This window comes from Streptomyces sp. NBC_00286, from assembly GCF_036173125.1.
In the GTDB taxonomy this organism is placed as follows: Bacteria; Actinomycetota; Actinomycetes; order Streptomycetales; family Streptomycetaceae; genus Streptomyces.
Window position 1 is genome coordinate 4,913,813 of sequence record NZ_CP108054.1, and the last position, 24,135, is coordinate 4,937,947.

The 24,135-nt window shown below is 71.4% G+C and carries 19 protein-coding genes; 5 read left to right on the top strand and 14 right to left on the bottom strand.

Going from position 1 to position 24,135, the window contains the following annotated elements; translation table 11 throughout:
- Positions 1 to 6 precede the first annotated feature (6 nt).
- A complete protein-coding gene (locus tag OHT21_RS22490) occupies positions 7 to 1,530 on the bottom strand; it encodes an ABC transporter substrate-binding protein (protein ID WP_328770150.1) in 1,524 nt (507 codons plus the stop codon).
- 323 nt (positions 1,531 to 1,853) lie between these two features.
- Here OHT21_RS22490 and OHT21_RS22495 point away from each other — a divergent pair, with 323 nt between their 5' ends.
- A complete protein-coding gene (locus OHT21_RS22495) occupies positions 1,854 to 2,405 on the top strand; it encodes a tellurite resistance TerB family protein (protein WP_165343202.1) in 552 nt (183 codons plus the stop codon).
- Between the two features lie 31 nt (positions 2,406 to 2,436).
- On the opposite strand, the gene OHT21_RS22500 is transcribed toward OHT21_RS22495, so the two are convergent.
- The 7 genes from OHT21_RS22500 to OHT21_RS22530 all read right to left on the bottom strand — a co-directional run bounded on the left by OHT21_RS22500 (position 2,437) and on the right by OHT21_RS22530 (position 11,892).
- Entirely contained in the window at positions 2,437 to 3,198 is a 762-nt protein-coding gene (locus tag OHT21_RS22500) for a maleylpyruvate isomerase family mycothiol-dependent enzyme (protein ID WP_328770151.1), read from the bottom strand.
- Complete coding sequence (locus tag OHT21_RS22505) at positions 3,195 to 4,877, bottom strand: (2,3-dihydroxybenzoyl)adenylate synthase (protein ID WP_328770152.1); 1,683 nt, start codon at positions 4,875 to 4,877, stop codon at positions 3,195 to 3,197. Before OHT21_RS22505 ends, OHT21_RS22500 begins: the two co-directional genes overlap by 4 nt.
- Positions 4,877 to 7,312: an acetate--CoA ligase family protein gene (locus tag OHT21_RS22510; protein ID WP_328770153.1), complete on the bottom strand. Its 2,436-nt coding sequence runs from the start codon at positions 7,310 to 7,312 to the stop codon at positions 4,877 to 4,879. Before OHT21_RS22510 ends, OHT21_RS22505 begins: the two co-directional genes overlap by 1 nt.
- Before the next feature lie 89 nt (positions 7,313 to 7,401).
- On the bottom strand, positions 7,402 to 9,003 hold the full coding sequence (locus tag OHT21_RS22515) for an FAD-dependent monooxygenase (protein WP_328770154.1): 1,602 nt from the start codon (positions 9,001 to 9,003) through the stop codon (positions 7,402 to 7,404).
- Between the two features lie 2 nt (positions 9,004 to 9,005).
- A complete protein-coding gene (locus OHT21_RS22520) occupies positions 9,006 to 9,842 on the bottom strand; it encodes a fumarylacetoacetate hydrolase family protein (RefSeq protein ID WP_328770155.1) in 837 nt (278 codons plus the stop codon).
- The gene (locus tag OHT21_RS22525) at positions 9,839 to 10,906 is read right to left on the bottom strand and encodes a cupin domain-containing protein (protein ID WP_328770156.1); all 1,068 of its coding nucleotides are present in this window, start codon (positions 10,904 to 10,906) and stop codon (positions 9,839 to 9,841) included. The genes OHT21_RS22520 and OHT21_RS22525 overlap by 4 nt, the downstream gene beginning before the upstream one ends.
- 179 nt (positions 10,907 to 11,085) lie before the next feature.
- Entirely contained in the window at positions 11,086 to 11,892 is an 807-nt protein-coding gene (locus OHT21_RS22530) for a PaaX family transcriptional regulator (protein WP_328770157.1), read from the bottom strand.
- Between the two features lie 135 nt (positions 11,893 to 12,027).
- Between OHT21_RS22530 and OHT21_RS22535 the strand changes: the two genes are divergently transcribed.
- Entirely contained in the window at positions 12,028 to 12,753 is a 726-nt protein-coding gene (locus OHT21_RS22535) for an alpha/beta fold hydrolase (protein WP_328770158.1), read from the top strand.
- A gap of 73 nt (positions 12,754 to 12,826) precedes the next feature.
- Here the strand turns inward: OHT21_RS22535 and OHT21_RS22540 are convergent, their stop codons facing one another.
- Entirely contained in the window at positions 12,827 to 14,143 is a 1,317-nt protein-coding gene (locus OHT21_RS22540) for an MFS transporter (protein ID WP_328770159.1), read from the bottom strand.
- Positions 14,144 to 14,462: 319 nt separating this feature from the next.
- On the opposite strand from OHT21_RS22540, the gene OHT21_RS22545 reads away from it, so the two are divergent.
- A complete protein-coding gene (locus OHT21_RS22545) occupies positions 14,463 to 15,443 on the top strand; it encodes a CPBP family intramembrane glutamic endopeptidase (protein ID WP_328770160.1) in 981 nt (326 codons plus the stop codon).
- 207 nt (positions 15,444 to 15,650) lie between these two features.
- Here the strand turns inward: OHT21_RS22545 and OHT21_RS22550 are convergent, their stop codons facing one another.
- Both OHT21_RS22550 and OHT21_RS22555 read right to left on the bottom strand, forming a co-directional pair.
- Positions 15,651 to 16,751 carry a peptidoglycan-binding domain-containing protein gene (locus tag OHT21_RS22550; protein ID WP_328770161.1) on the bottom strand — a complete coding sequence of 367 codons (1,101 nt, stop codon included), beginning with the start codon at positions 16,749 to 16,751 and terminating at the stop codon, positions 15,651 to 15,653.
- Between the two features lie 254 nt (positions 16,752 to 17,005).
- A complete protein-coding gene (locus OHT21_RS22555) occupies positions 17,006 to 17,458 on the bottom strand; it encodes a peptidoglycan-binding domain-containing protein (RefSeq protein ID WP_328770162.1) in 453 nt (150 codons plus the stop codon).
- Positions 17,459 to 17,826: 368 nt separating this feature from the next.
- On the opposite strand from OHT21_RS22555, the gene OHT21_RS22560 reads away from it, so the two are divergent.
- Positions 17,827 to 18,624: a peptidoglycan-binding protein gene (locus OHT21_RS22560; RefSeq protein ID WP_328770163.1), complete on the top strand. Its 798-nt coding sequence runs from the start codon at positions 17,827 to 17,829 to the stop codon at positions 18,622 to 18,624.
- Positions 18,621 to 19,484 (top strand): helix-turn-helix domain-containing protein, encoded by an 864-nt coding sequence (locus tag OHT21_RS22565; protein WP_328770164.1) that lies wholly within the window; start codon positions 18,621 to 18,623, stop codon positions 19,482 to 19,484. The genes OHT21_RS22560 and OHT21_RS22565 overlap by 4 nt, the downstream gene beginning before the upstream one ends.
- Positions 19,485 to 19,538: 54 nt before the next feature.
- Here OHT21_RS22565 and OHT21_RS22570 read toward each other — a convergent pair whose 3' ends face one another.
- The 3 genes from OHT21_RS22570 to OHT21_RS22580 form a co-directional block, all read right to left on the bottom strand.
- Entirely contained in the window at positions 19,539 to 19,766 is a 228-nt protein-coding gene (locus OHT21_RS22570; RefSeq protein ID WP_328770165.1) for a hypothetical protein, read from the bottom strand.
- Between the two features lie 93 nt (positions 19,767 to 19,859).
- Complete coding sequence (putP, locus tag OHT21_RS22575) at positions 19,860 to 21,566, bottom strand: sodium/proline symporter PutP (protein WP_328770166.1); 1,707 nt, start codon at positions 21,564 to 21,566, stop codon at positions 19,860 to 19,862.
- A 284-nt stretch (positions 21,567 to 21,850) separates the two neighbouring features.
- On the bottom strand, positions 21,851 to 24,082 hold the full coding sequence (locus OHT21_RS22580; protein WP_328770167.1) for an ABC transporter permease subunit: 2,232 nt from the start codon (positions 24,080 to 24,082) through the stop codon (positions 21,851 to 21,853).
- Positions 24,083 to 24,135 lie beyond the last annotated feature (53 nt).

A 24,135-nucleotide genomic window follows, 5' to 3' on the forward strand; every position in this document is an offset into this window, starting at 1 on the left:
CGCTGCTTACTTCACATGGGTGTCGACGTCGACCAACGACCGCTCGCGCGGGTCGAGAAGCACGCCCTCGACGTCGGTGGCGATGCCCTGGACGACCTTCTCGTACACCAGCGGTACGACCGCGTCGGTGCGCAGGATCTCCGCCTCGGCCCGCATGATCTGCTGCTGACGTCGCTTCGTATCGCCTTCCTCGGCGGCGGACTTGATGGCCTGGTCGACCTTCGGGTCCTTGAGCCCGGCGATGTTGTAGACGCCGTCGCTGGTGTAGTCGCTGGCGAGGTACGCGACCGCGTCCCCGGTGTCGAGGAGCGTCACCCGGGAGAAGACGAGCGCGTCGTACTTGCCCGCGAGGAGGTCGGCCTCCATCTGCGTGTACTCGCGTACGTCCTGCTTGACCGTGAACCCGGCCTTCTCCAGCTGCTGTTGGAGGACGGTGGCGGCCTCGGGGAGTTCCGCGCGGTTGGTGTAGGTGGCCAGGCGCAGGGTCGTGCCCTTGGTCTTCGTCTTGACGTCGGCGGCGCTCGCGGCCTGCGCGCGTCCGTTCACGGCCACCCGGTTGTCGTCCGCCCAGGAGACGGCGGGCCCGAACAGGCCCTGCGCCGGGTCGGCGTACCCGCCGAAGACGGAGTCGACGAGGGCACCGCCGTCCACGGCCTCGCGAGCGGCGGCACGCAGCGTGGCGTCGGTGAAGATGCCGCTGCCGGTGTTGAGGACCAGGCTGTCGGTCCGTACGGAGGGCACCTCGTGCCGGGTGTCCTTGTCCAGCAACTTCGCCTGGGCCGTGGGGATCCACTCGGCGATGTCGACGTCGCCGCCGCGCAGGGCGCTCGCTCGGGCGGTACCGTCCAGGATCCAGGTCACGTCGACGCCGGGCGCCTTGGCCTTGCCGCCCCAGTAGCCGTCGAAGCGGTCGAGCGTGACCTTGCTCTTCCCGGTCAGCTTCGTGATCTCGAACGGCCCGGTGCCGGTGCCGACCGGGCTGACGGTGCCGTCCTTCGCGTACGCCTTCGGGGCGAGGATGCCGAGCGCGGGGCTGGCGAGCCGCAGTGGGAGCACCGGGTCGGCGGCCTTGGTGGTGAGCGTGACGGTGTCGGCGTCGTCGGCCTTGGCGGTGAGCGTCACATCGCTGAGGACGCGGGGCTTGGGCGCGGCCTTGCCCGCACGGTCGAGGGCGTTGACCACGGACTCGGCGGTGACGTCGGTGCCGTCCTGGAACGTGGCCTTGCGCAGCTCGAAGCTCCAGGTCGTGGGGTTCACCTGCTTCCAGGACTTCGCCAGCGCGGGCGCGGCAGCCCCGTCCTTGTTCAGCGCGGTGAGGCCTTCGGCCACGGAGAGCTTGCTCAGCACGGTGGCGTCATTGCTGTACGGGGACAGGGCCTGCACGGGCGGCACCGCGAGGGCGATCTTCAGCCGGCCGCCCGATCCCCCCGCGCCGTCGGTGGCCGAACCGCCCTCGTCCGACACGAAACAGCCGGTCAGCAGCGGGCCGAGAGCGAGCGCCGCGAGGAGGCCGCGGGTGGTGGTGCGCATGGTGGGTCCTGTCGTACGTCGTGCGGGAGGGCGATCGGGGCGGATCGGGGCGGGTCGGGGCGGGTCGATGTGGGTTACGCCCCGGCGCATGGCGTACGGCTTACGGCGACGGGGCCACGCAAGCATATGAGGCAAGCCTTACCAAAGTCCGACCGGGTGGGTGAATTCTTAACCATTGAGATCGTTACGCCTCTGCCGTCCGAGTCACGTCATGGAACTTCGCCGGGCGGGGAGGAGTTGGCGATAAGGACGTGCGAACGCACGCGAACGCACGCGAACGACCGTAGCGACAAACGACATGGGCTTACGCCGAGGTGGCACGGATGGCTATGTGGGACAAGATCAAGGACCAGGCCAAGGGTCTGCAGCAGGCCCAGGGGGCGCGGGGCGGCTCCGGTGGACACCGGCCGAGCGGCTCACGGTCCTCCGGGGGTTCGAAGGCTCAGATGGTGAGCATGCTCAAGTCCCAGCTCACCTCCCTCAAGACGGAGTTGAAGAGCGGTTCCTACCGCGACGCCAGCATGGCGATGTGCGCCCTGGTCGCCGCCGCCGACGGAAACGTCGACCCGGCCGAGCGGCAGCACGTGGAGGGGCTGATCGTCCAGAACGACGTCCTGCAGAACTTCCCGCCCGAGCAGCTCCGGCAGCGCTTCAACAAGCATGTCGACCAGCTCGCGTTCAACTTCCAGCAGGGCAAGACCGAGGTCCTTCAGGAGATCGCCAAGGCCGCGAAGAAGCCGACGGAGGCCAGGGCGGTCGTACAGACCGGCTTCGTCGTCGCGGGCGCGGACGGCTACATCGCACCCGCCGAGGAGCAGGTCCTGCGCGAGGCGTGCTCGGTACTCGGGCTGTCGGCCCAGGAGTTCGGCCTCTGACGGCGCCTTAGGGGTCCTGACGAGCGGACGGTCACAGCCAGGGTGGCAGGGTCACCGGCTCGGCCCGTTGTGCCCGGCCGGTGGTCCAGGCCAGCAGCTCCGCGGCCGGGGCCTCGACGATGGTCGGGGTCTCGGCCTGTGCCGCGGCCGTAGCTTCCGCCGTGGTTTCGGCCGTCGGCGGGCCGAAGCGCCAAGTGCGGCCCCGGTCGGTCGGGTTGAGGTGGACCGGTGGGCAGCCGGGGCGGGTGGACAGGGTGGCGGTGACGTCGTCGAGGAGGGCGTCGGTCAGCGCGGCGGGGAGGTCGGTGAAGGTCGCGCCCGCCGCGAGGTCGATGGTGTGCAGCCACACCTCCCGTACCCGCATCCAAGGGATCTCGGCGGCGGGGATGGTGCGGCCCAGGGCGCTGCGCACCTCGGTCCCCCAAGCCGTGGGGTCCAGGGCGGACAGGGCGTCGTCCAGTTCCGCGGCCGTCGACTTCAGCTGCTCGCGCAGGACGTCCGGCGGGAGGGTGGCCGAGGCGTCGATTTCGGCGGTGCGCTGCTCGCGGCTGGCGTACATCGGGGTGGGGACGCCCGTACGTGCCCAGGTGGCCAGCCGGACGAGGGCCTCGGCGTTGCGGGCGACGTGACCGATGACGTGTGCGCGGGTCCAGCCGGGGAGGCTGCTGGGGGCGCGCAGGTCGGGGTCGCTGAGGCGGTCGGTCGCGCCCAGCAGCAGGGCTGTGCCCTCGCGCATCCACGGCAGGGTGACGGTGAGATCGTGGCGACTGGTCATGGCGTACGGACTGGTCATGACGTACTGCTCCCGGGGGACGCGAGGCGGGCCGCGATGTCCGCGCGCAGTGCCTTCTTGTCGATCTTGCCGACCTTCGTAGCGGCCAACTCCTCTACGCACACGATGCGTTCGGGGAGTTTGAAGCGGGCGACCCCGGCCTCCTCCATGGCGGCGCGGATCGTGTCCAGGGTGGGAGCGGGGCGACCGGGTGCGGGTACGACGTAGAGGCAGACGCGCTCGCCCAGGACGGGATCGGGCATGGCCACGGCCGCTACCTGGCTGACGCCGTCGGTCAACTCGTAGACGAGGTTCTCGACTTCCTCCGCGGAGACCTTCTCCCCGCCCCGGTTGATCATGTCCTTGTCGCGGCCCTCGACGACGAGATTGCCCTCGGGCGTACGGCGGCAGATGTCGCCGCTGCGATACCAGCCGTCCTCGGTGAAGGCCCGCTTGTTGTGCTCGGGGGCGCGGTAGTAGCCGCGCGGGGTGTAGGGGCCGCGGGTGAGCAGGGAGCCGGGCTCGCCGTCGGGGACGTCCCGGTCGAGTTCGTCGACCAGCCGTACCTCGTCGTCGGGGCACACGGGGCGGCCCTGGGTGGTGCAGATGACGTCCTCGGAGTCGTCGAGGCGCGTGTAGTTGAGCAGGCCCTCTGCCATGCCGAACACCTGCTGGAGTGTCGTACCGAGTACGGGGCGGATACGGCGGGCCAGTTCGTCGGCGAGCCGGGAGCCGCCGACCTGGAGCACCCGCAGGCTCTTCATCTGCTGTGCCCCGTGCTGCTCGGCGTGTTCCAGCCAGCGTCCGGCGACCGCGGGTACGACGGCGGTGTGGGTGACCCGCTCCGCGGCGACGGTGGCGAAGACGCGAACCGGTTCTGGGCTGGGCAGCATCACGACCCGGCCGCCGGCCAGCAGGGTGCCGAGGATTCCGGGGCAGGCCAGCGGGAAGTTGTGCCCGGCGGGCAGGCTCACGAGGTAGACCGTGTCGGCGTCGACGGCGCTGACCTCAGCGCTGGCGCGGGAGTTGTAGGCGTAGTCGTCGTGGGTGCGGGCGATCAGTTTGGGCAGGCCGGTGGTGCCGCCGGAGAGCAGGAACACGGCGACGTCGCGGCTGCCGGGGGTTTCCGCGTCCAGGCGGGCGCGGTCGGCGGCGGGGTCCGTGCTCGGCGCGCACAGGGCGCGCAGGTCCACGCTGCCGGGGCCGACCTCGTCACCCGCGACCAGTACGTGCCAGGGGCCGGGTGCTTCCTTGCCGAGTTCGTGGGCGAGCGCCTGGTGGTCGAAGTCACGCAGCCGGTCGGGTACGGCGATGGCGGCGGCCTCGGAGTGTGCGGCCAGGTAGGCCAGTTCGAGGCGGCGGTGCGCGGGGAGCGCCATCACCGGCACGATCCCTGCGCGCAGACAGGCCCAGGTCAGGACCGTGAACTCCCAGCTGTTGGCGAGCTGGACCACGATCCGGTCGCCGGGGGCGAGTCCGCGGTCGAGCAGCCGTGTCGCCAACGCGTCGGTGCGGGCTGCGAGTTCGGCGTACGTGAGGCGGAGCTCGCCGTCGACGAGTGCGGTCGCGTCGGGTATGAGGTCGGCTCTCTCGCGCAGCAGGTCGCCCATCGGGCGGCCGGCCCAGTACCCGGCCGCCGTGTAGCGGTCGGCGTCGGGCTTCGGCCAGGGGACGGTGCCCTCACTGATGGGTGCGGCCATCAGTCACCACCTTCTTCTTGTGCCATTCCGGCAGGTCCGGCAGGTCCAGCAGCTCTAGCGGCGATACACACAGCATCCAGCGCCACGAGGCCGTGAGCGGTGATCCGTAGTGGGTTGATTTCGATCTCGGCGAGTTCGGGGTGGGCGGCGAGCAGAGCGCCGAGGGCCGCCGTCACTTGGCCGAGGGCGGCCCGGTCCAGTACGGGACCGCCGCGCCAGCCGTCGAGGAGGGCGTGTCCGGCCAGGTCGGCGGGCATCGTCGCGGCTTCCGTCGCGGTGAGCGGGGCGAGCCGGATGCTGACGTCTGCCAGCGCTTCGGCGGTGGTGCCGCCGAGGCCGACCAGGACGACCGGGCCGAACACGGGGTCCCTGCGGGCGCCGACCACGAGGTCCACGCCGGGCGGGGCCATCGCCTCGACGAGTACCTGCGGCGCTTCGGGGGCCGCCGCCACGGCTTCGCCTTCGGCGGTGTCTTTCCCACCCGCACCACCCGTGCGGGATTCATGGTCGGGTGCGGGTGGCCCTGGTGGGGCGGGCTCGCCGTCGGCGGCTGTGCGTCCGTGGTCGGCCCCGGCAGGCCCGACGGGCACGACGCCGTCCACCGCCGCGGCGAGGGGACCCGACGCTCCGGCGACCCCGGCCGCGCTGCCGCCGTCAACCGCCCCGCCGCTCGCGCCGGCGGCGCACCTGGCCGCCGCCTCGATCGCGTCCAGGGCCGCGTCCAGTTCGGCCGGGGTGCTTACGCCGAGGCGGACTCCGCCGATCTCGGTCTTGTGCAGTACGGCTGCGTCCAGCAACTTGACCGCGACCGGGCCGGGTAGTTCGGCCAGCGCCCGGTGGGCGGCGGCGCGATCCATGCAGGCTCGGCGGGGCATGGTCGGTATGTCCAGCCGGTCCAGGAGCGCCTTGGCCTGGTCCTCGTCCCAGGGTCCCGGGCCTGGCTCCACAGCCACCGCCACCCGAGGCGCACCCGCCCCGGCGGCCGTACGGTGCCGGGCGCGGGCGTCCGCCAGTAGCGCGCCGGTCATGGCGGCGAGGCCTTGCGGGTCGGCGGCCACCGGTACGCCCCGCTCCAGCAGGGCGCGGCGGACGCGTCGTACGTCGTCGCCCGTGCCGCCGACTCCGAGCAGCAGCGGCACGTTGTGACCGGCCGTGTCCACGGCCTCGAGCAGGTCGAAGGCGGCCGGTTCGTGGAGCGCGTACCCGGCGATCAGGTCCACGGCCAGGTCGGCGGCCACCGTGTTCAGTACGGCGCCGAAACCGGGGCCGGGCCGGCCGGTGTCGACCGGGTTCGCCTGGTACGTCAGCGGCGGCAGCACCTCGGCCAGTGCGCGCCGGGTGTCCGCGGTCAGCTCGGGCACGGCGGCGCGGCGCCCGCGCAGCTCGTCCAGGAGCAGCAGGCCGGGGCCGGCCTGGGCCGTCACCACGCCCACCCCCGGGTCGACGGCTGCGGGAAGGCGTACGAGCGACAACGCGCCCACCGCGTCGACCAGTTCACGTTCGTCGTCCACCAGCACGGCACCGGCCTGGGTGAGGGCCGCGCGGGTCGTACGCCAGGAGGTGGCGAGGGCGCCGGTGTGGGAGGCGGCGAAGGCGCCGACATCGTGGCGGCCGACGACGAGCGCGACGACCGGGCGGGTGGCGGCGAGCCGGGCGACCGCGCCGGTCAGTCGCCGCCCGTCGGCGACGGACTCGATGTGCAGCGCCACGGCGCCGGTGTGCGGATCGCCGGCCAGGTGCTCCAGTACGTCGGCGGCCGTGACGTCCACGCAGTTGCCGAGCCCTACGGCAAGGCTCACGCCGTGCCCGGCCTCGCTCAGCAGGAACGCCAGCGCGTGGTTGACACCGCCGCTGGCCGCCACGACGGCGACCCGGCCGGTCGGCACGTCGGCGGCACCGGGTACGAAGCTGGCGGTGAGGCCCCGGCCGGGCGCGAGGAACCCGGAGGTGTTCGGACCGAGCAGCCGGATACCGGTGCGCTCGACCACATCGGCCAGCTCGCGCTGATACCGCTCACCGTCCGCTCCGGCCTCGGCGAACCCGCCCCCGTAGACAACGGCGGCCCGAGCCCCGGCCTTGGCAGCCTCGGCAACGGCATCCGCGCACACCCTGGCCGGCAGGCAGACCAGGGCGAGGTCGATCGGGCCGTGCTCGGCGGCCTCCTCGACCGACGCATAGACCCCGGAGCCCGGCTCCGGATCACGCGCGTTGACGAGCGCCACGTACCCCGGAAACCCGGCAACGGAACGGGCCAGCGCGGCCCCCAGCTTCGCCGGGTCCCGGGAGGCACCGATGACGGCGATACCGCGGGGGGCGAAGAGCGCACCGAGCTCGGCGGACCCGGCGGGCTCGGCAAACGCCTCGCCCCAGATCCGCCCCGTGCCCGGCCACGCGTCCGGGCCGGACTCCGGCAGGACCGGGTGGGTAGCACCCACCGGTGCCCGATCGGGCCCGGCAGAGGCAGGGCTATAGGTTCCACCATCAGCCGTCGCCGCCTCCGGCGCTCCACCTCCCACTGCCCCGTTCACCGGGTCACCTCCCAAGCCGCCACGGTGTCGGCAGCAGCACCGACCAGATCCGTCCGCCCGGACAGCACGGCCGTGACCGCGCGGTCGCGGTCCAGCGTGTTGTCGACCAACAGGGCGGGCAGGTCGTGGTGCAGGCGGGCCCGCTCCGTGAGCAGGGCGCGGGTGTGGGCCGTACCGCCCTCCACGGTGACCAGGACGGGACCCACGGCCGCCAGGTCGGCCAGTCGCGCGTACGAGGCGGCCAGGCCCGTTTCGTCGTCCGGAGCCGTGATCCGGGCCCCCCAGGGCCCCGGCGCGTCCGACACCGACACACGCAGCGGCAGCGGATCCCCGGTGCCGCCCACCGCCGCGGTGCCGTCGGGCTCCACCAGCATGACCCGGCTCGGCAGCTGCCACGTACAGAGGTCGAACGGGGTGTCCAGCGGGTCGGAGCCGCCGTGCCGTGCCTGCCACTCGTCGTGACTGGTACGGACGAAGTCCGGCGCCCGTCGCGCCAGGCGGCCGTCCGTGATGCTGCGGGACAGGAAGTGGTACGCGAACTGCCAGGGCTCGAAGGCGTCGTGATACTCACCGAAGTGTTCCCACCAGCCGAGGCTGGGGCGGGCCGCGTTCTGGATGGCCTCCACCGAGGGGCGGGCGGCGGACTCGTACGCGGCGAGGGCGGCCGGGAGGTCGTCGCCGTGCTTGGCCAGGGCGGCGGACAGCGCGATCGCGTCCTCCATGGCCATCTTCGTGCCGGAGCCCACGGAGAAGTGCGCGGTGTGTGCGGCGTCGCCGAGCAGGACGACGGGGCGCGGCTCGGTGACGTACCAGTGGCGGGTGCGCCGGGTGCGGAAGTTGCCCCAGCGGGAGTTGTTGACCAGGAGCCGGTGTCCGTCGATCTGCTCGGCGAACAGCTCCTCCAGGTAGGCCTTCGTCGCCTCGTCGCTCGGTCCGGGCGGCTGCGTCACGTCGAACGCGTCAAGCCCCGCCGCCCGCCACGTCGCCTCGTCGGTCTCCACGATGAACGTGCTCACGTCCGCGCTGATCGGGTAGCCGTGCACCGCGAACACGCCGTGAGGACCGCGCTCGTGGACGAAGGTGAGCCCGTCGAACATGTAGTCCGTGCCGAACCAGATGAACTTCGCCGTTGCCGTCTCGACGGAGGGCTCAAGACGCTGCTCGATCGCCGTACGGATCCGCGAAGACGTGCCGTCGGCCGCGACCACGAGGTCGTAACCCTCCAGTTCGGACAGCGACTTCTCCGCCTCGAACCGCAGCTCCGCGCCCAGGTCACGGGCCCGCTCCTGGAGCAGCCCCAGCAGCGTACGGCGGGCGATCGCCGCCATGCCGTTGCCGCCGCAGCGGATCCGCTCGCCCTTCAGCCGTACCTCGATGTCCTCCCAGTGCCGGCCGTGCGCGTCCAGCGCCTCACGGAGCACGGGGTCCGCCTCGTGGATGCCGACGAGCGTCCGGTCGGAGAACACCACGCCGAAGCCGAACGCGTCGTCGGCCCGGTTGCGTTCGAAGACCGTCACCTCGGCGGACGGGTCGGCCTGCCGGATCAGGGCGGCGAAGAACAGCCCGCCCGGTCCGCCGCCGACGACAGCGATGCGCATGGTCAGCCCCTCACCAGGGTGTTACGGCACTCGCCGACGCCCTCGACGCGGGTCACCAGTTCGCTGCCCTCGGTCAGATAGCGCGGGGGCTTACGGGCGTGACCGACACCGCCGGGCGTGCCGGTGGCGATCAGGTCGCCGGGGACGAGGGTGACGATCCGCGAGATGTACGCCACCAGGGCCGCCGGGTCGAAGACCAGGTCGCCGGTGTCGGCCTTCTGCATCAGCTCCCCGTCGACGGAACAGGTCAACTCCCGTGCCAACGGCTGCTGTTCATCCGTGTCCGCTTCATCCGTGACGACCAGCCACGGCCCCACCGGCGTACTCGCCTCGAAGGTCTTGCCCTGCAGCCACTGCGGAGAGCGGTACTGGAAGTCGCGCGCGGTCACGTCGTTGACCACCGTGTATCCGGCGATCGCGGCGCGGGCCTGCTCGGGCGTGGCGTGCCGGACCTCGGTGCCGATGTACACGCCGAGTTCGGCCTCCCAGTCCACCGCGTCGGATCCGGCGGGCGGCGCCACCGGGTCGTACGCACCGACCTGGGCGCGGGCGAACTTGGCGAACAGCGTGGGGTGTTCGGGCAGTTCGCGGCCCATCTCCAGGATGTGGTTGCGGTAGTTGAGCCCGACGCACACGATCTTCTCGGGGGACGGGACCGGCGGCGCGTAGTCCACGGCGGTCAGTTCGTGGCGCGGACCGTCGGCGCTCGCGGCCTCGGCCCGCCAGCCGGGGCGGCGCAGCAGCGCGCCCAGGTCGGGGTGGCCGAGCTCGACGGCGAAGTCGTCGTCGATACGGACGGCCCGGGTGCCCTCGGTCGTACGGATGGTCGCGAGCCTCATGCGGAAGGCTCCTCTCGGTGCGTGCGGGCCAGACCGATCGCCTCGTAGACGGGATCGTCGGAGAAACGGAAGGCGTCCAGGCCGCTGTCGGTGGACAGGGTCAGCGGGGCCCAGGAGGGGACAGCGAACAGATCGCCCTTGGCGACGTCGTAGCGCTCGCCGCCCACCTCGACCGTGCCGGTGCCGTCGAAGACCTGCCACACCGAGGAGCCGACCACGCGGGTCGTCGCGGTACGGGCGCCGGGGCGCAGCCGGTGCATCTCGGTGCGGATCGTGGACAGCGCGTCCCGAGCGGTGGCCGGGTCGGTGAACCGTACGACCGCGTGGCCGGGGTCCACCACGCCCGGGTAGCCCTCGTCCTCCAGCTCCAGTTGGGCGGTGAGCGCGGCGTCGGTGTGCTCCCAGCGGTAGGCCATGAGCGGGGAGGAGGGCGTGGCGGGGGCGCCGACGGGGCGCAGGCCCGGGTGGCCCCACAGGCGTTCGTTGCGGGAGGCGGCCGGGGTGGCGCGGGTGCCCAGTTGATCCGGGCCGAACTCGAAGAATCCGGCGTCCAGTTGGCGGACGAGGGGTATGTCCAGGCCGTCGATCCAGGCCATCGGGCGGTCGGTGGTGTTGTGGTGCTCGTGGAAGTGCATGCCGGGCGTGAGCAGCAGGTCGCCGCGGCACATCGCCACCGGGTCGCCCTCCACGTTGGTCCACACGCCCTCGCCCTCCACCACGAAGCGGAACGCGGTCTGGGTGTGCCGGTGGGCCGGGGCCTCCTCACCGGGGCCGAGGTACTGGATCGCGGCCCACAGGGTGGGGGTGGCGTACGCGGTGCCGGGCAGGCCCGGATTGGCCAGCGCGATCGCCCGCCGCTCGCCGCCCCGGCCCACGGGGACCAGGTCGCCGCTGCGCGCGGCGAGCGGGTGGAGCACCGACCAGCGCCACAGGGCCGGCACGGCGTCCGGACGCGGCTGCTCGGTCATCAGACCCTCGCGCTGGGTCCACAGGGGTGTCAGATGCGCGGCCTCGAAGTCGGCGTAGAGCCTCTCCAGCGCGGCGCGTTCGTCGGTGATCGTCACGGGGTGGACTCACTCCTTCGGGATACCTGAGCCCAACGTACGACATTGAAATAACGGCCGTCTAGATTCTGAAACGCATTTCTTCGCCGACGCACCTCTGCGCCACAGGCGACGCAGCCCGCGCGGACCGCCCCTCGACCCGCCGCCGCCCAGCCCTGGAGCGCCCGCCGCGCACCCGGTCAGCCGCCGGCCGCGCCGATCACCTCGTCGACGTAGCCCTCCGCCTCCGCCCGCAGCAACCCATGGGCCTCCAGGAACACCTCGTGGAGGCGGCGGCCGGCCCAGTCCTCGGGGAGCAGTTCGGGAGGCAGGTCCGGGTCCCGGAACGGCAGCAGGCGGTAGTCGTGGACCAGGCGCATACGCTCGACCAGCGCGTCCCGGCCGCGCGGCACCCCGGCGCGGTAGTCGGCGAGGCGGGGCCGGTAGCGGTCGAGCAGCTCGCCGCACTCCTTGTTCAGGCCCGTCAGATCCCAGGACCTGGCCGCCATGTCCCGGTCTGCCGCGGCGGACTCGGAACGGGCGTGCAGCGCGTCGATCCGTACCGCGGACTCGTTCGCGAAGCTCTCCCTGACCTCCGCGATCCGGTCGTGCGGACTGATCCACACCGACGCCGACAGCATGCCGAAGCCCAGCCAGGACAGCTTCTTGCGCAGCTGCTCGCGCAGCGCCCGGTCGGCCTCGGGCACCGAGTAGATGACCATGTGCCACTGCCCGTCCCAGGGCCCGGGCGCCCGGGCGAAGATCCGTTCCCGGCCCTCGTCGAGGAGCCGCCACGAGGCGTCGGTGAGGACGTAGACGGTCTCCCTGCCCTCCCTTCGGGCATCGAGCCAGCCCTCCTTGCGCATCCGGGCGGCGACCACCCTGACCGTGCTCTCGGGCACGTCGAAGCAGTCCATCAGCGCGACCAGAGCACGCAGCCGGGCCTCGCCGCCCCGATAGCGCAGATAGTCGCCGAACAAGTCGAAGACCAGCGACCGCGGTTTCACAAGCACCTCCTCGGACCCCTGCGGGCCCTGCCCCTATACGTGTCAACCTCTTGACGATCGTCTCACAAGCGAAGGATATTTCACCCATACGACGGCCGTCACCGTGGCGGCACCCTTCGCGTCAAAGGAGACGCCATGGCAGACACCTTCGTTCTCATCTCCGGCGCCAGTCACGGCGGCTGGACCTGGCGTCTGGTGGCCGAACGGCTGCGCGCCGCCGGTCACCGAGTACTGGCCCCTGACCTGCCCGGCCTCACCGACGGCGCCGACCCCCGCGCGCACAGCCTGGCCGACGTCGGCGACTTCATCGTCGACCTCGTCGAACGGCACGACCTGCGCGACGTCACCCTGGTCGCACACAGCTGGGGCGGCTACCCGCTCACCGCCGCGGCACCGCGACTGGCCCCGCGACTGCGCAAGCTCATCTACTGGAGCGCGTTCGTCCCGGCGGAGGGGCGATGCCTGCTGGACGAGGTCCCGCCGCACTACACCGCAATGTTCCGCCAGGCCGCCGCCGCCTCCGGCAACGACGGCATCGTCTTCCCGTACGAGGTCTTCACGGCAGCCTTCATGCAGGACGGCGACGAGAGCACCCAGCGCCTGGTCCACGAACTGCTGGTGCCGCAGCCCCTGCGCTACTTCACCGAGACGGTCGCCCCCATCGACCCGGCCGCGCTCGGCGTCCCCGCGTCCTACGTCGTCGGCACCGAAGACCTGGCCCTGCCGCCCGGCGAGTACGGCTGGACGCCCCGCTTCCCGCAGCGCCTCGGCCCCGACACCCCGGTCATCGAGTTCGCCGGCACTCACGAGGCCCAGTTCACGCGGCCCGACGAGCTGACGGCGGCGCTGCTCAAGGCATGAGCGCCGCGCGACCGTAAACGAACCGCCCCGGCTGCGTGGGGACGCAGCCGGGGCGGTTCGTTTGTCACTCACGTCAGGCCCGTGCAGGCACCGCGTCCGGCGCGGGGGCGGCGGCCCGTTGGCCCTTGGGGAGCAGGAGGACCATGAGGGCCCCGGCGGCCGCCGGGATCGCGAAGGCGTAGAAGTTCCACTCCGTGGCCAGGTCGGACGCGAGCAGGATGCCGCCGAAGGTCGGTCCTACGACCGCGCCGAGCCGTCCGATGCCCAGGGTCCAGCCCAGCGCGGTCGCGCGGACCTCGGGCGGGAAGTGCATGGCGACATACGCGTTGACCATGATCTGCGTGCCGATGGTGCCGAACCCCGCGATCGCCACAAGCCCGTACATCACCCAGGAGGCCGTCGGCGAGCTCAGCAGGGAGATGGACAGGGCCGCCGCGACGAATGTCACCGCGGTCACCGGCTTCATGCCCAGCCTGTCGCCGACCGGCGCCACCAGGATGGATCCGACCGCCGCGCCGACGTTCATCATCACCAGGAACAGCAGCGAGCTCGACAGCGGATAGCCCGCCGACTTCATGATCTGCGGCAGCCAGGTGTTGAGCCCGTACACCAGCAGCAGACCGAAGAAGCTGGTGATCGCGAAGAGCACGGCGGGCCCGAAGTGGCGCCTGCTGAACAAGACGGCGACCGGGCTCTTCGCGCGTGCACCGGGCGCGGAGGGCACCGCCTCCGGCACGTGCGTGCCCAGCCTCTCGGCCAGTCGCGCGGCCTCGTCCGTACGGCCCTTGGCGACGAGGTAGCTGAGGGATTCCGGCAGGTGACGCCACAGGAGCGGGACGACGATCAGGAGCGGTGCGGCGCCGATCCAGTACATGATCCGGAAGCCGAACGCCGGCATGAGGGACAGCGCCAGCGTGGCGGCGAGTATGCCGCCGACCGGGTAGCCGGCGAACATCAGCGCGTTGTTCAGGCTGCGCCGGTGGGACGCCGAGTACTCGGCGGTCAGGGCGATCGCGGTGGGCATCACACCGCCGAGGCCGAGCCCGCCGAGCAGCCGGAACAGCCCGAAGAGCTCGGCGCTCGGTGCCAGCGCGCAGCCCGCCATGGCCAGCGAGAACCAGCTGACGCTGATCAGCATCACCTTGCGCCGGCCGACGGCGTCGGTGGCCACACCGGCGACCAGTGCGCCGACCAGCATCCCGACGAGGGCGTAACTGCCGATCACCCCGGCCTCGGGCGCGGTCAGTCCCCAGGGCTCGTACTGCATCAGGGCCGGCACCGTGGCCCCGTAAACGATCAGGTCATACCCGTCGAACATGATCACCGCGAAGCACAGCCCCAAGACCATGAGTTCACTGCGGCTTCTGGAACGGACGTCTCCTGGCGTCATTGCCACCACCATCCTGTACGGCTCTTGAGCGGAGGTCACCGATGCCGGGGAGTATGTGCCATATACAAAACGAACGTCAAGAATCTGACACGAATTACTGTCTCTGGCCTGTGGTTACTGATTCGAAACGATTTCGTTTCGCTACAACCAGGAGACGACCGTGATCGATTAGCCGGTACGAGCAGGCCGTCCGCCAGGCCTCACACCCTCCAGGTAGTGCCTGCTGTACCCCTGCTTGGGGCGTGCGCGGCAATGATCTGCGGGCCTGTGGTTGGTGTGCTGGACACGTCACATCAGCCGTCTCCGAAGGGGCCCCGCGATGAGTTCCCGAGCACAGGTCGCACCCGTCACCACCGCCAGCCGACCGACGCCCGCCGGCCCGGAGGGCGACCGCGGCAGTCTGCGGGACAGCATCCGTCGCCGTCCGTTGACCTGGTTCTTCTCGCTGGCCTATGTGTTGAGTTGGGCGGCGTGGACACCGTACGTACTGTCCGAGAACGGCCTGGGCGTCTGGGACTTCACCTTCCCCGGGGCCGCCGGCAGCTCCCAACTGCTCGGCGTGCTGCCCGGCGCCTACCTCGGGCCGATCGCGTCGGCCCTGCTGGTCACCGGCGTCACCGAGGGACGTAACGGACTACGGGCCTGGCGCCGGCGGATGACCAAGTTCAAGGTCAGCTGGCGCTGGTACGCCGTGGTGCTCGTCTCGGTGCCCGCGGCGCTGATCCTGGCGTCGGCCGCGCTCGCCGGCCGCGGCCCCGAACTGCCGTCCGCCATCGTGCTGGCCGCGTTCCTGCCCGGCCTGATCCTGCAGATGATCACGACAGGGCTCGCCGAGGAGCCCGGCTGGCGCGAGTTCGCCATGCCGCGCATGCAGCGCCGCTACGGCCCGGTGATCGCCACCCTCGTCGTCGGTGTCCTCTGGGGTTGCTGGCACCTGCCGCTGTTCCTGAGCGACTGGGGCGGCGGGCCGGACGTGGACGCCACGAAGCCGCTGGCGTTCGTGGTCTCCGCGATCGCCCTCAGCTTCGTCATGACCTGGGTGTTCAACCGCTCCGGCGGGAGCATGCCGCTGGTGATGCTGCTGCACTGCGGCATCAACAACTACATCTCCATCGCCTGGTCGGACATGTTCCCCTCCCTGTCCGCCGACGCCACGACCCACGCCCTCCTGCTCACCTCCACCGTCTCGGCCCTCGTCCTGCTGCTCGCCACCCGGGGCCGACTCGGCTACGTGCCGGAGGCCACGACCGCGCCGAAGCCGCTCACGGAGGTGTCCCCGCACCAGCCGCACCGCCCGTGAGCCGGGCCCGCTTGACCGCCACAGCAGCCGGGTCGGAGGGCCCATACGCCGAACCTCCCCGTCACGTCCGTGGATGTGACCGGGGAGGTTCGGCGTACGAGGCAGGCGCAGCTGTCGGATGGCCCCGGCAACCCCACCGGGTACGGCTCCTTCCCGCTGCGGGTGCAGTGGGAAGGAGCCGTCGGGCGGTCGGGGGGAGCGGTCGTGTCAGCGGGTGCCGAGTAGGGTGCGCCAGGTGTTCGGGCCGATGATGCCGTCGACCTGCAAGTGGTGGTTCTGCTGGAAGGCTTCCGTCGCCGACTTCGTCTTCGGGCCGAACTCGCCGTCGGCCGTGAGGCCGTAGCCGTAGACGTTCAGCTGCGTCTGCGCTGCCTTCACCGCCTGGCCGGACGAGCCGTGCTGCACCGTCTTGATCAGCTTTGACCAGGTGTCCGGGCCGATGACGCCGTCAGCGGCCAGGGACTGTGACCTCTGGAACTGGATCACCGCCGAGCGGGTGTCCGGGCCGAAGATGCCGTCGGCCTCGAGCCTGTAGCCGTGCGCGGTCAGCAGCTGCTGGGCGGACCGTACGTCCGCACCCTTGGAACCGCTCTGGAGGATCGGCCAGGAGGCACCGGGGGACGGGGCCTCCCCGCCGCCACCGCCACCGCCATCACCCAGCTTGACCGGGCGGAAGGGGTCGTAGTTGTCGCTGCCGATCCCGTACTTGAGCTGCCGGTGGGTCGTGCCGTACGTACCGCGCTGTTCGTACGCCCAGTAGGCGCTGTGCGACGCGTTCGCCCACTTCTCGAAGATCACTACGTGACGGAAGTCGCCGTCCGAGGTGCTGTAGTCGATCAGCAGGTCACCCTTCTTGAGCTGACTCGTGCTGCTGAGCCGCGTGGTGACACTCGAGTCGGCGAGCCCGACGGTGTTCAGGCCGGGCTTCCCCAGTCCGAGCGCCATGGAGACATAGCCGGAGCAGTCCTGGCGGTAGCCGTCCGTCCAATTGCGCTCCATGCTGTAGGGAACCGGGCTTCCGTTGTTGGCCGTGAGCCAGGTACGGGCCCGGTTGATCATCGTGTCGGGCGAGAGCGTCGCCGCGGCCGTGGCCATGGTCGACAGCTCGCTGGACTGGGTGACGAGCTTGCTGTCGGCCTCGGGCTCGGGCCCGTAGCCGGTCTCCTTCTGGGCGGCGACCGTCGCCGGCTTCGAGGAGTCGGTGGCGGCGAACGACGGTGTGACGGCGATTGTGGCCGCGACACCTCCGGCGGCGACGCCTATGAGAGTGACCCGCGCGCGGCGCGCGAGTCGGCTGCGAAGAGACATGGTTCCCCGTATTCCGTTTGTTTGCTGTGGCACGCCGAGCCGAGTGGGCCGACGGGCTTGGAATGCTTGTCGTTCATCGAGTGCCGCCTGCGGCCCTTGACGGGTTATCAGGACGGCAAGGACTGCTGCCGGGCCCGGCGTTGGTGTGAAGGCCGGGACCAGCCAGGCGGTTTCGTCCGGGTCACTGGGTGGACCGGAGGGGACGCACGCGGCCCGTCCTCTCCCCCGAAGGGAGGACGGGCCGCGGCGTTCGCTCAGGCGCAGAAGTTCGGGCCGTTGAAGTCCCAGAACGCGTCCTTGGTCTCCGGTCCGGCGCTCCCGTCGACGTCAAGGTTGTAGTTGCCGAAGCGGTTCAGGAAGAGCTGCAGCGCCACAACCGTGTTGCGGCCGACGATTCCGTCGATGGAGTCGCTGTAGTAGCCGAGGTCCCTGAACAGGCGCTGTGCCGCCTTCCAGCTGTTGGTGCCCAGCTGCCCGTCGATCGTGCCGGGGTTGTAATCCACGTCGCGCAGGAAGCACTGCCAGTGCTTGGCCCGGGTGGTGTTCAACCCCAGGTTCACCACCGCGAGCGGCGCGACCTCGGCGCTCGCCGCCTGCTGCTGTGCGGAGGCGGGAGCCGCCATGGCCGTGCCCGCGGTGGCCAGGCCGCCGGCGGCGATCCCGATCGCGGCGGTGACACTGACGAGTGCCTTCGTGAGAGTTCGCATGCTGTTCCCCTCGATTGACGTGCGATGGGCGGAGCCGACCGCACCGGCCGGCTCCGGCAACGAGACTGCGGGTTCGGTGGCATGCCCGGCCACAGCTGACGGAGAAGTGACCTCGTCCCGGGACGTCCCGCGCGCTGACCTGCTGAGATGCCGCTCACCGAGTCCCTGCGGCGGGACTGCCACGAAAGGGAATGGCTGATTCGGCGCCAGGGCGGGGCCGCACACGCAAGTGGCGTTCTCCGGAACTGCCTTCCGAAGAACGCCACTTGCAGGCGGGGTCCTGCGCTGTGATCCCCGTGACAGCTGATGCAGAATGAGCCCGGGACACGGGGGCCGGGATCGCGGTCCCCGGCGCGAGCGGGGGAAACATGTCGCGTTGGAAAGAGCTGCCTGCTGAACTGCATCCACACGTCCGCCAGTTGATCGTGCGACTGCGCAGACTGAAGGACCGCAGCGAACTGAGCACCCGTCAACTGGCCGCGAAGACCGGGTACAGCGCGAAGTCCTGGCAGCGCTATCTGAACGGCAGGTCTCTGCCGCCCCGCGAGGCCGTCGAGGCGATGGCCCGCGTCGCCGGTGACGATCCGCCCCGGCTGCTGGTGATGCACGAGATCGCCGCCCAACGCTGGGCGGAGGGACGGGCGGTCACCACCGACGCCCCCGAGGACGTCGCCGCGACACCGGCACACCCGCCGACGGATCAGCAGCCGTACCGGCGTCACCTGCGCGCCGCAGTCGCGGCGGGAGCCGTGGTCACGGTGCTGTCCGTCTCCGCGGCACTGCTGTTGGCCGTACGACTTACCGAGGCCCGCGCCCAGCTAGCGAACGACCGCAGCGATGTTGCCGCGACGACCCCGGCCACCGTGTCGGCGTCCCTGGTGCCGGTCATCTACACCTGCCGCCTTGAGCAGCGTGACGGCCGCTGGTATGCGGGCCTGAGCCGGACCACGGACATCCTCCTGTCCAACACCCAAGTGGGGCTCGAAGTGGCCGAGGCGCAGTGCCTGCTGGACCGGGCGGGCACCGCACCAGGGGAGATCGACGGCGTCTTCGGCCCGAAGACGCGGCGGGCGGTCGAGCGCATGCAGAAGCAGAACGGGCTGATCGTGAACGGAGTCATCGACCCGCCCACCTGGCAGGCCCTGCGGTCGGCGGATGCCAAGTGACCGCGGAACACACCCGGCTGGCCGCGGCACTGCGGGAGCTGCGGGCCGGTGCGGGGCTGAGCCTGGCGGCGCTGGCGGAGCGGACGGCGTACAGCAAGTCCTCGTGGGAGCGTTACCTCAACGGCAAGAGCCTGCCTCCTCGCCAGGCCGTACAGGAACTGTGCCGACTCGCGAACGAACCGGACGGGCGGCTGCTGGCCCTGTGGGAGATCGCCGAGTCGCACTGGAGCGGACGCGCGGGGGCCCCCGCGCCCGAGCCTCCAGGGGACGAGTCGCCGCGGCCACATCCGCAGGAGTCGCCGCCGCCCGCCGGGACCGGGTGGCGGCGACTCCACAGGGGCAGGCTCCTGGTGGCGCTGGCGTCGGCGTACACCGTGATCGTCGGTGGTGCCGCGGCCCTGCTGTTCCTCCTGTTGCCGGACTCGGAGGCTCAGGAGGACGGACCGCCGCCGGCCTCCGTTCCGTTCTCCCTCGCTCCCGAATGCCACGGAGCCGCCTGCGAGGGCCGGGACCCGATGCGCCTGATCTGCGGCATCGGCCCCGAAACCCTCGCCTCGCACCGCACGGCCACCGGCGCATACGTCGAGCTGCGCCACAGCAAGAAGTGCGGCGCGAGCTGGGCCCGGACCTGGGGGACCGCGATCGGCGACCGGCTGGACGTCACGGCAGGCGGCCCGACCCACAGCGTGCGCATCAAGAACAAGGACGACGCGGCAACCTTCATCTATACGGAGATGACCGAGGTCCGTCGCGGCAGCACGGTCCGCGCCTGCTTCCGGCCCGCGTCGGCCGACGGCGAGCAGGAGTGCATCGAGGCCCGGGTGGGCGAGGCCGTCACCACGACCCGGCCGCCTACTTGAACGGCACCGGAGGCCGTCGCCCTGGTACCCCACGTCAGGTGCAGTGGTACGTACTCAGCGACCACGCGCGCCCCCGGCGCCCGAGCCCGGGCGAGCGGGCACATTGTTGGGGCCCTGGTTGTACCCGCCGGGATTGTCGCCGGACGACGACCCCTCCAGGTCCAGCCAGGAGATGTCGATGACCCCCATGTCATTCAGGATGGCCAGCACGATGAACGCGAAAAGCCCCACGCCGAGCAGGGCAAAAAAGGCATCATCGAGTGAGGGCCGCTTGAGCTTCATCAGCGCTTCTCCCCCGTGCGCCGTGAACCGATAAGTCCCGTATAGACAGGGACTGCGCCCTCGCCGAGCTGGTTCCCGTATCAGCGCAGAACGCTACGAGCGCCACCAGTCCTGACTCTGCGGCGCCCCCTGCGAAGGACCGTAGTCCGGTGCGTCGTAGCCCGGAGTCCCGTACGCCCCCGTGCCGTAGCCGCCCGCCGGACCGTACCCACCCGCCGAGCCGTAACCCCCCGCTCCGTAACCCTGAGTCGCGTCATAAGCCGTCGCCGTCTCCGGCTGCCCCACCCGCGGCAGCGGCGTCGCATGCTCCATCGTGCCCTTCCAGGTGCGGGCCGGAGTACGACCGGCGTACCGGCCGAAGACGACGGCCGCGGCCGTGGCGGCCAGCACACCCGGCACCATCTCGTAGATGCCCGTCTCCAGCGGGCCGAGGAGTGGGTCGATGTCGTCCCACAGGAAGACCGTCAGGGCGCCGGTCACCATGCCGGCCTTCGCTCCGGCCGCCGTCATTCCCGGCCAGTACAGGGAGAGGAGGACGACCGGGCCGAAGGCGGCGCCGAAGCCGGCCCAGGCGTACGCGACGATGTCGAGCACCGCGCCGCCGCTGAGGGCGATGACGTACGCGACGACTGCGACGGCCACCACGCTCAGCCGGGCGACGAGCAGGAGCGAAGTGTCGGAGGCCCGGCGGTTGATGAACGCCCGGTAGAAGTCCTCGGTGAGGGAGGTGGCCGAGACCAGGAGTTGGCTGTCCACGGTGGACTTGATTGCGGCCAGTACCGCGACCAGCAGGATTCCGGCGATCCAGGGGTTGACGAGGCGGGTGGCCAGTTCGATGAAGACGGTCTCGGGGTTGTCGAGGGGGTCGGGGAGTACGGCGATCCCGGCCAGGCCGATGAACGAGGCGCCCGCCAGTACGACGGCCGCCCAGCTCACGCCCAGCCGGCGGGCCCGGGGTATGTCGGCGGTGCTGCGGATACTCATGAAGCGGCTCAGGATGTGGGGCTGGCCGAAGTAGCCGAGGCCCCAGGCGAGGAGGGAGATCATCGCGATGGTGCCGAGCGGGCCGCCGGTCGTCCAGACGTTGTCCGCGAACGATGCCTCGGCGGCCGGGTCGAGCAGCGCCGGGCTCGCGTCGCGGATCGCGTCGTTCAGGGCGCCGGGGCCGCCTGCCTTCCAGAGGGCGATCAGAGGGAGGGCGACCGCCGCGAGGAACATCAGGGCGCCCTGGACGGAGTGCGTGATGCTCAGGGCCGTGAAGCCGCCGAGGATGGTGTAGACGACGATCACCACGGCGAAGATGGTGAGCCCGGTCTCGAAGTCGGCGCCGAAGATCTCGTTGAAGAGGAGGCCGCCGGCGACCAGGCCGCTGGCGACGTAGACGGTGAAGAACACGACCGTGACGACGGCCGAGAGCGAGCGGAGCACGTGGCTGCGGTCCTCGAAACGTTCCTCCAGATACGAGGACAAGGTCACGGAATTACCGGCCTGCTCGGTGTAGGTGCGCAGGCGGGGCGCGACGAGCCGCCAGTTCAGATACGTACCGATGATCAGGCCTACGGCGATCCATGTCGCCCCTATCCCGGTCATGTACACGGCGCCGGGGAGGCCCAGGAACAACCAGCCGGACATGTCGCTCGCTCCGGCGGACAGGGCCGCCACCGGTGCACTGAGCCGGCGTCCGCCGACGGAGAAGTCTTCGAAGGTGCTGGTCTCTCCATGAGCCATCACCCCGATCATGACCATCGCGATCAGAAATACTCCAAAGGTGATCATGGCTGGGATGGTCAGGGTGATCATGCACTTTCTCCCTGCGATACGGCGACGAGCGCACCCACGGCGGCATATGCCAAAGGTGCGCACACTCACCTTTTCGGGCCGGAACGGCGCAGTGTAGGGGCTACGGTCCGTATCGGCGAGAGCACTGACAGGGGCAAGCGGCTCCATCGGTTCCGGATCGTGACGGGCATACGGCGGGGTGCAGCGGGGATACGCGGTTGCGAAGATCCTTCGAAGTTTGTGCAGAAGTTTGTGCAGAGGGTTGTGCAGAGGGTTGTGCGGAAGGTCGTGCAGGTGGCGTGGGCTCAGGCCCGGAGGCCACGGCGCAGTCGGCGGCCCAGCAGTTCGACGCCGACGCTGAGCACGAGCGAGGCCAGCAGGACGCTCGTGACCACCGGGAAGTCGAAGGACGCGAGGCGGTCGCCGAGGAGTACGCCGAGGCCCGCGGCGCCCACGACGCCGACCACGGCGGTGTCGCGTACGCAGATCTCGAAGCGGTAGAGCGTGTAGGTGATCAGGTGGTTCGCGGAGGGCGGGGCCATGGTGGCGACGGCCGCGACCGCGCGGGGGACGCCGGCGCCGAGCAGGGAATCGCGGGGGGCCAGGTCCATGGTTTCCCAGGCTTCGGCGACGAGGCGGGCGAGGATGCCGCCGGTGTAGAGGCCGAGGGCGAGGGCGCCGGGCAGTACGCCCGGGAACAGCGCAAGCAACGCGACGATCGCCCATACGGTCGGGGGGATCGACCGCAGGATCAGGAGCAGGAGGCGGGTGGTCCACCACGCCGCCCGCCGGGCCCAGACTGCCGCCGCTCGCCCCTTCGCGCCGCGTCGGTCGGCTCGCGGTCGGGTGGCCCAGGGGCCCACGACCAGGGTGATCACGACCGCGACGAGCATGGCGAGTACGGCCATGGCCACGGTGTCGAGGGCGGCGCCGGTCAGCGCCCGCCAGCCGCCTTCGGGGAGTGCGGGCGGCCACAGGTCGGAGAGCAGCCGGCCGCCGAGTTCGCGGGTGCGGGCCGAGGCGAGTCCGGCCGGTGAGAGGCCGGACCACCACCAGGCGACGGCGATCGCCGGCACCACGAGGGCGAGCGACCAGCGGGTCGTACGGGACAGGCCGCGTGACGAGCGGGCGGCCTCGCGCCCCACGGACCGGCCACGCGGCGACCGCCCTGCCTCGTGCCCGATGGCCGCCAGCAGCCGCCGCCCCCAACGCGACCGGCCCGCGGCGCGGGAGAGCTCGCGCCCCACGGACCCGCCCGCCTCGTGGGACAGGTCGCGGCCGACCGACCGGTCCGCCTCGCCGGAGCGCCCGCGCCCGGCCCACCGCCCCGCCGCGCGCGAACGCTCGCGTCCCTCGGAACCGCCCGCCTCGTGGGACAGGTCGCGGCCGACCGACCGGCCCGCCTCGCCAGAGCGCCCGCGCCCGACCCACCGCCCCGCCGCGCGCGAACGCTCGCGTCCCTCGGAACCGCCCGCCTCGCAGGACGGGGCGCGCCCGACCGACCGGCCCGCCTCGCCAGAGCGCCCGCGCCCGACCCACCGCCCCGCCGCGCGCGAACGCTCGCGTCCCTCGGAACCGCGCGCCTCGCAGGACGGGTCGCGGCCGACTGACACGTCCGCCTCACCGGACCGCCCGAGCCCGACCCACCGGCCCGCCTCGCCGGAGCGCCCGCGTCCCACGGACCCGCTCGCCCCGCGCGAACGCTCGCGCCCCACCGACCAGTCCGCACACGTCACCACCGCGACATCGGCTCGCACGCGGCTGCTCCACAGCTCTACGACCGCCGCGAGTGCCAGCAGGGCCGCGACCAGCGTCCAGACCTCGTCCCAGTTACGGGACTGAAGGCTCACCGTCAGCTCGAATCCCAGCCCTCCCACGCCCGCGACCCCGAGCACGACCGCGGACCTGAGGGCGCATTCGAACCGGTAGAAGGAGTACGACAGGAGCAGCGGGGCGGTGGCGGGCAGCAGGGCGTAGGCCAGTGCGGAGCACCGCTTGGCGCCGGCCGCGCGCAGCGAACGCAGCGGGGCGTCCGGTACCGCGTCGAAGGTCTCCCCGAAGACCTGGGCGCTCTGCGCACCGAACGGCAGGGCGAGCGCCAGAACGGCGACGAGCGGATCGAGACCGAGCACACTGACGAAGAACAACGCCCACACCAGCTCGTGCACCGAGCGGACGGCCACCAGTACGCCGCGCAGAACCAGCCGCGCCCCACCTACCGGCCACGGCAGACGGCCGCCACCCCACGCCACATCACTCAGCACCAGGCCCCCGACCAGGCCCAGTACCAGCGCCCCCACCGTCCCGAGCAACGCCAGAGCCAACGTCGTCGCCGTCGCCTCCAGCACCACCCTGAGGAACTCGCCCTCCAGGGAGGGATGCAGCGCACTCGCCGCGACATCGTCGAGCAGGGCGAGCCCGCCTCGGTTGACCAACTCGCCACCGGAGGGGACGGCGCGCCACGTCGCCCAGACCAGCAGCGCGGCCACGGCCACCACCGTCACGAGCCTTCGGAGCCGTACTCGCCTCCCGCTCACGGCCTTTCGCCCCGGCCTGGACGAAGACTCGGCCGGTGGCGTGGGCGGGGCGT

Coding starts and splice junctions, on each gene's coding strand:
- OHT21_RS22490 (WP_328770150.1), bottom strand. CDS start 1,530: ATGCGCACCACCACCCGCGGCCTCCTCGCGGCGCTCGCTCTCGGCCCG.
- OHT21_RS22495 (WP_165343202.1), top strand. CDS start 1,854: ATGGCTATGTGGGACAAGATCAAGGACCAGGCCAAGGGTCTGCAGCAG.
- OHT21_RS22500 (WP_328770151.1), bottom strand. CDS start 3,198: ATGACCAGTCCGTACGCCATGACCAGTCGCCACGATCTCACCGTCACC.
- OHT21_RS22505 (WP_328770152.1), bottom strand. CDS start 4,877: ATGGCCGCACCCATCAGTGAGGGCACCGTCCCCTGGCCGAAGCCCGAC.
- OHT21_RS22515 (WP_328770154.1), bottom strand. CDS start 9,003: ATGCGCATCGCTGTCGTCGGCGGCGGACCGGGCGGGCTGTTCTTCGCC.
- OHT21_RS22520 (WP_328770155.1), bottom strand. CDS start 9,842: ATGAGGCTCGCGACCATCCGTACGACCGAGGGCACCCGGGCCGTCCGT.
- OHT21_RS22535 (WP_328770158.1), top strand. CDS start 12,028: ATGGCAGACACCTTCGTTCTCATCTCCGGCGCCAGTCACGGCGGCTGG.
- OHT21_RS22540 (WP_328770159.1), bottom strand. CDS start 14,143: ATGACGCCAGGAGACGTCCGTTCCAGAAGCCGCAGTGAACTCATGGTC.
- OHT21_RS22545 (WP_328770160.1), top strand. CDS start 14,463: ATGAGTTCCCGAGCACAGGTCGCACCCGTCACCACCGCCAGCCGACCG.
- OHT21_RS22550 (WP_328770161.1), bottom strand. CDS start 16,751: ATGTCTCTTCGCAGCCGACTCGCGCGCCGCGCGCGGGTCACTCTCATA.
- OHT21_RS22555 (WP_328770162.1), bottom strand. CDS start 17,458: ATGCGAACTCTCACGAAGGCACTCGTCAGTGTCACCGCCGCGATCGGG.
- OHT21_RS22560 (WP_328770163.1), top strand. CDS start 17,827: ATGTCGCGTTGGAAAGAGCTGCCTGCTGAACTGCATCCACACGTCCGC.
- OHT21_RS22570 (WP_328770165.1), bottom strand. CDS start 19,766: ATGAAGCTCAAGCGGCCCTCACTCGATGATGCCTTTTTTGCCCTGCTC.
- putP (WP_328770166.1), bottom strand. CDS start 21,566: ATGATCACCCTGACCATCCCAGCCATGATCACCTTTGGAGTATTTCTG.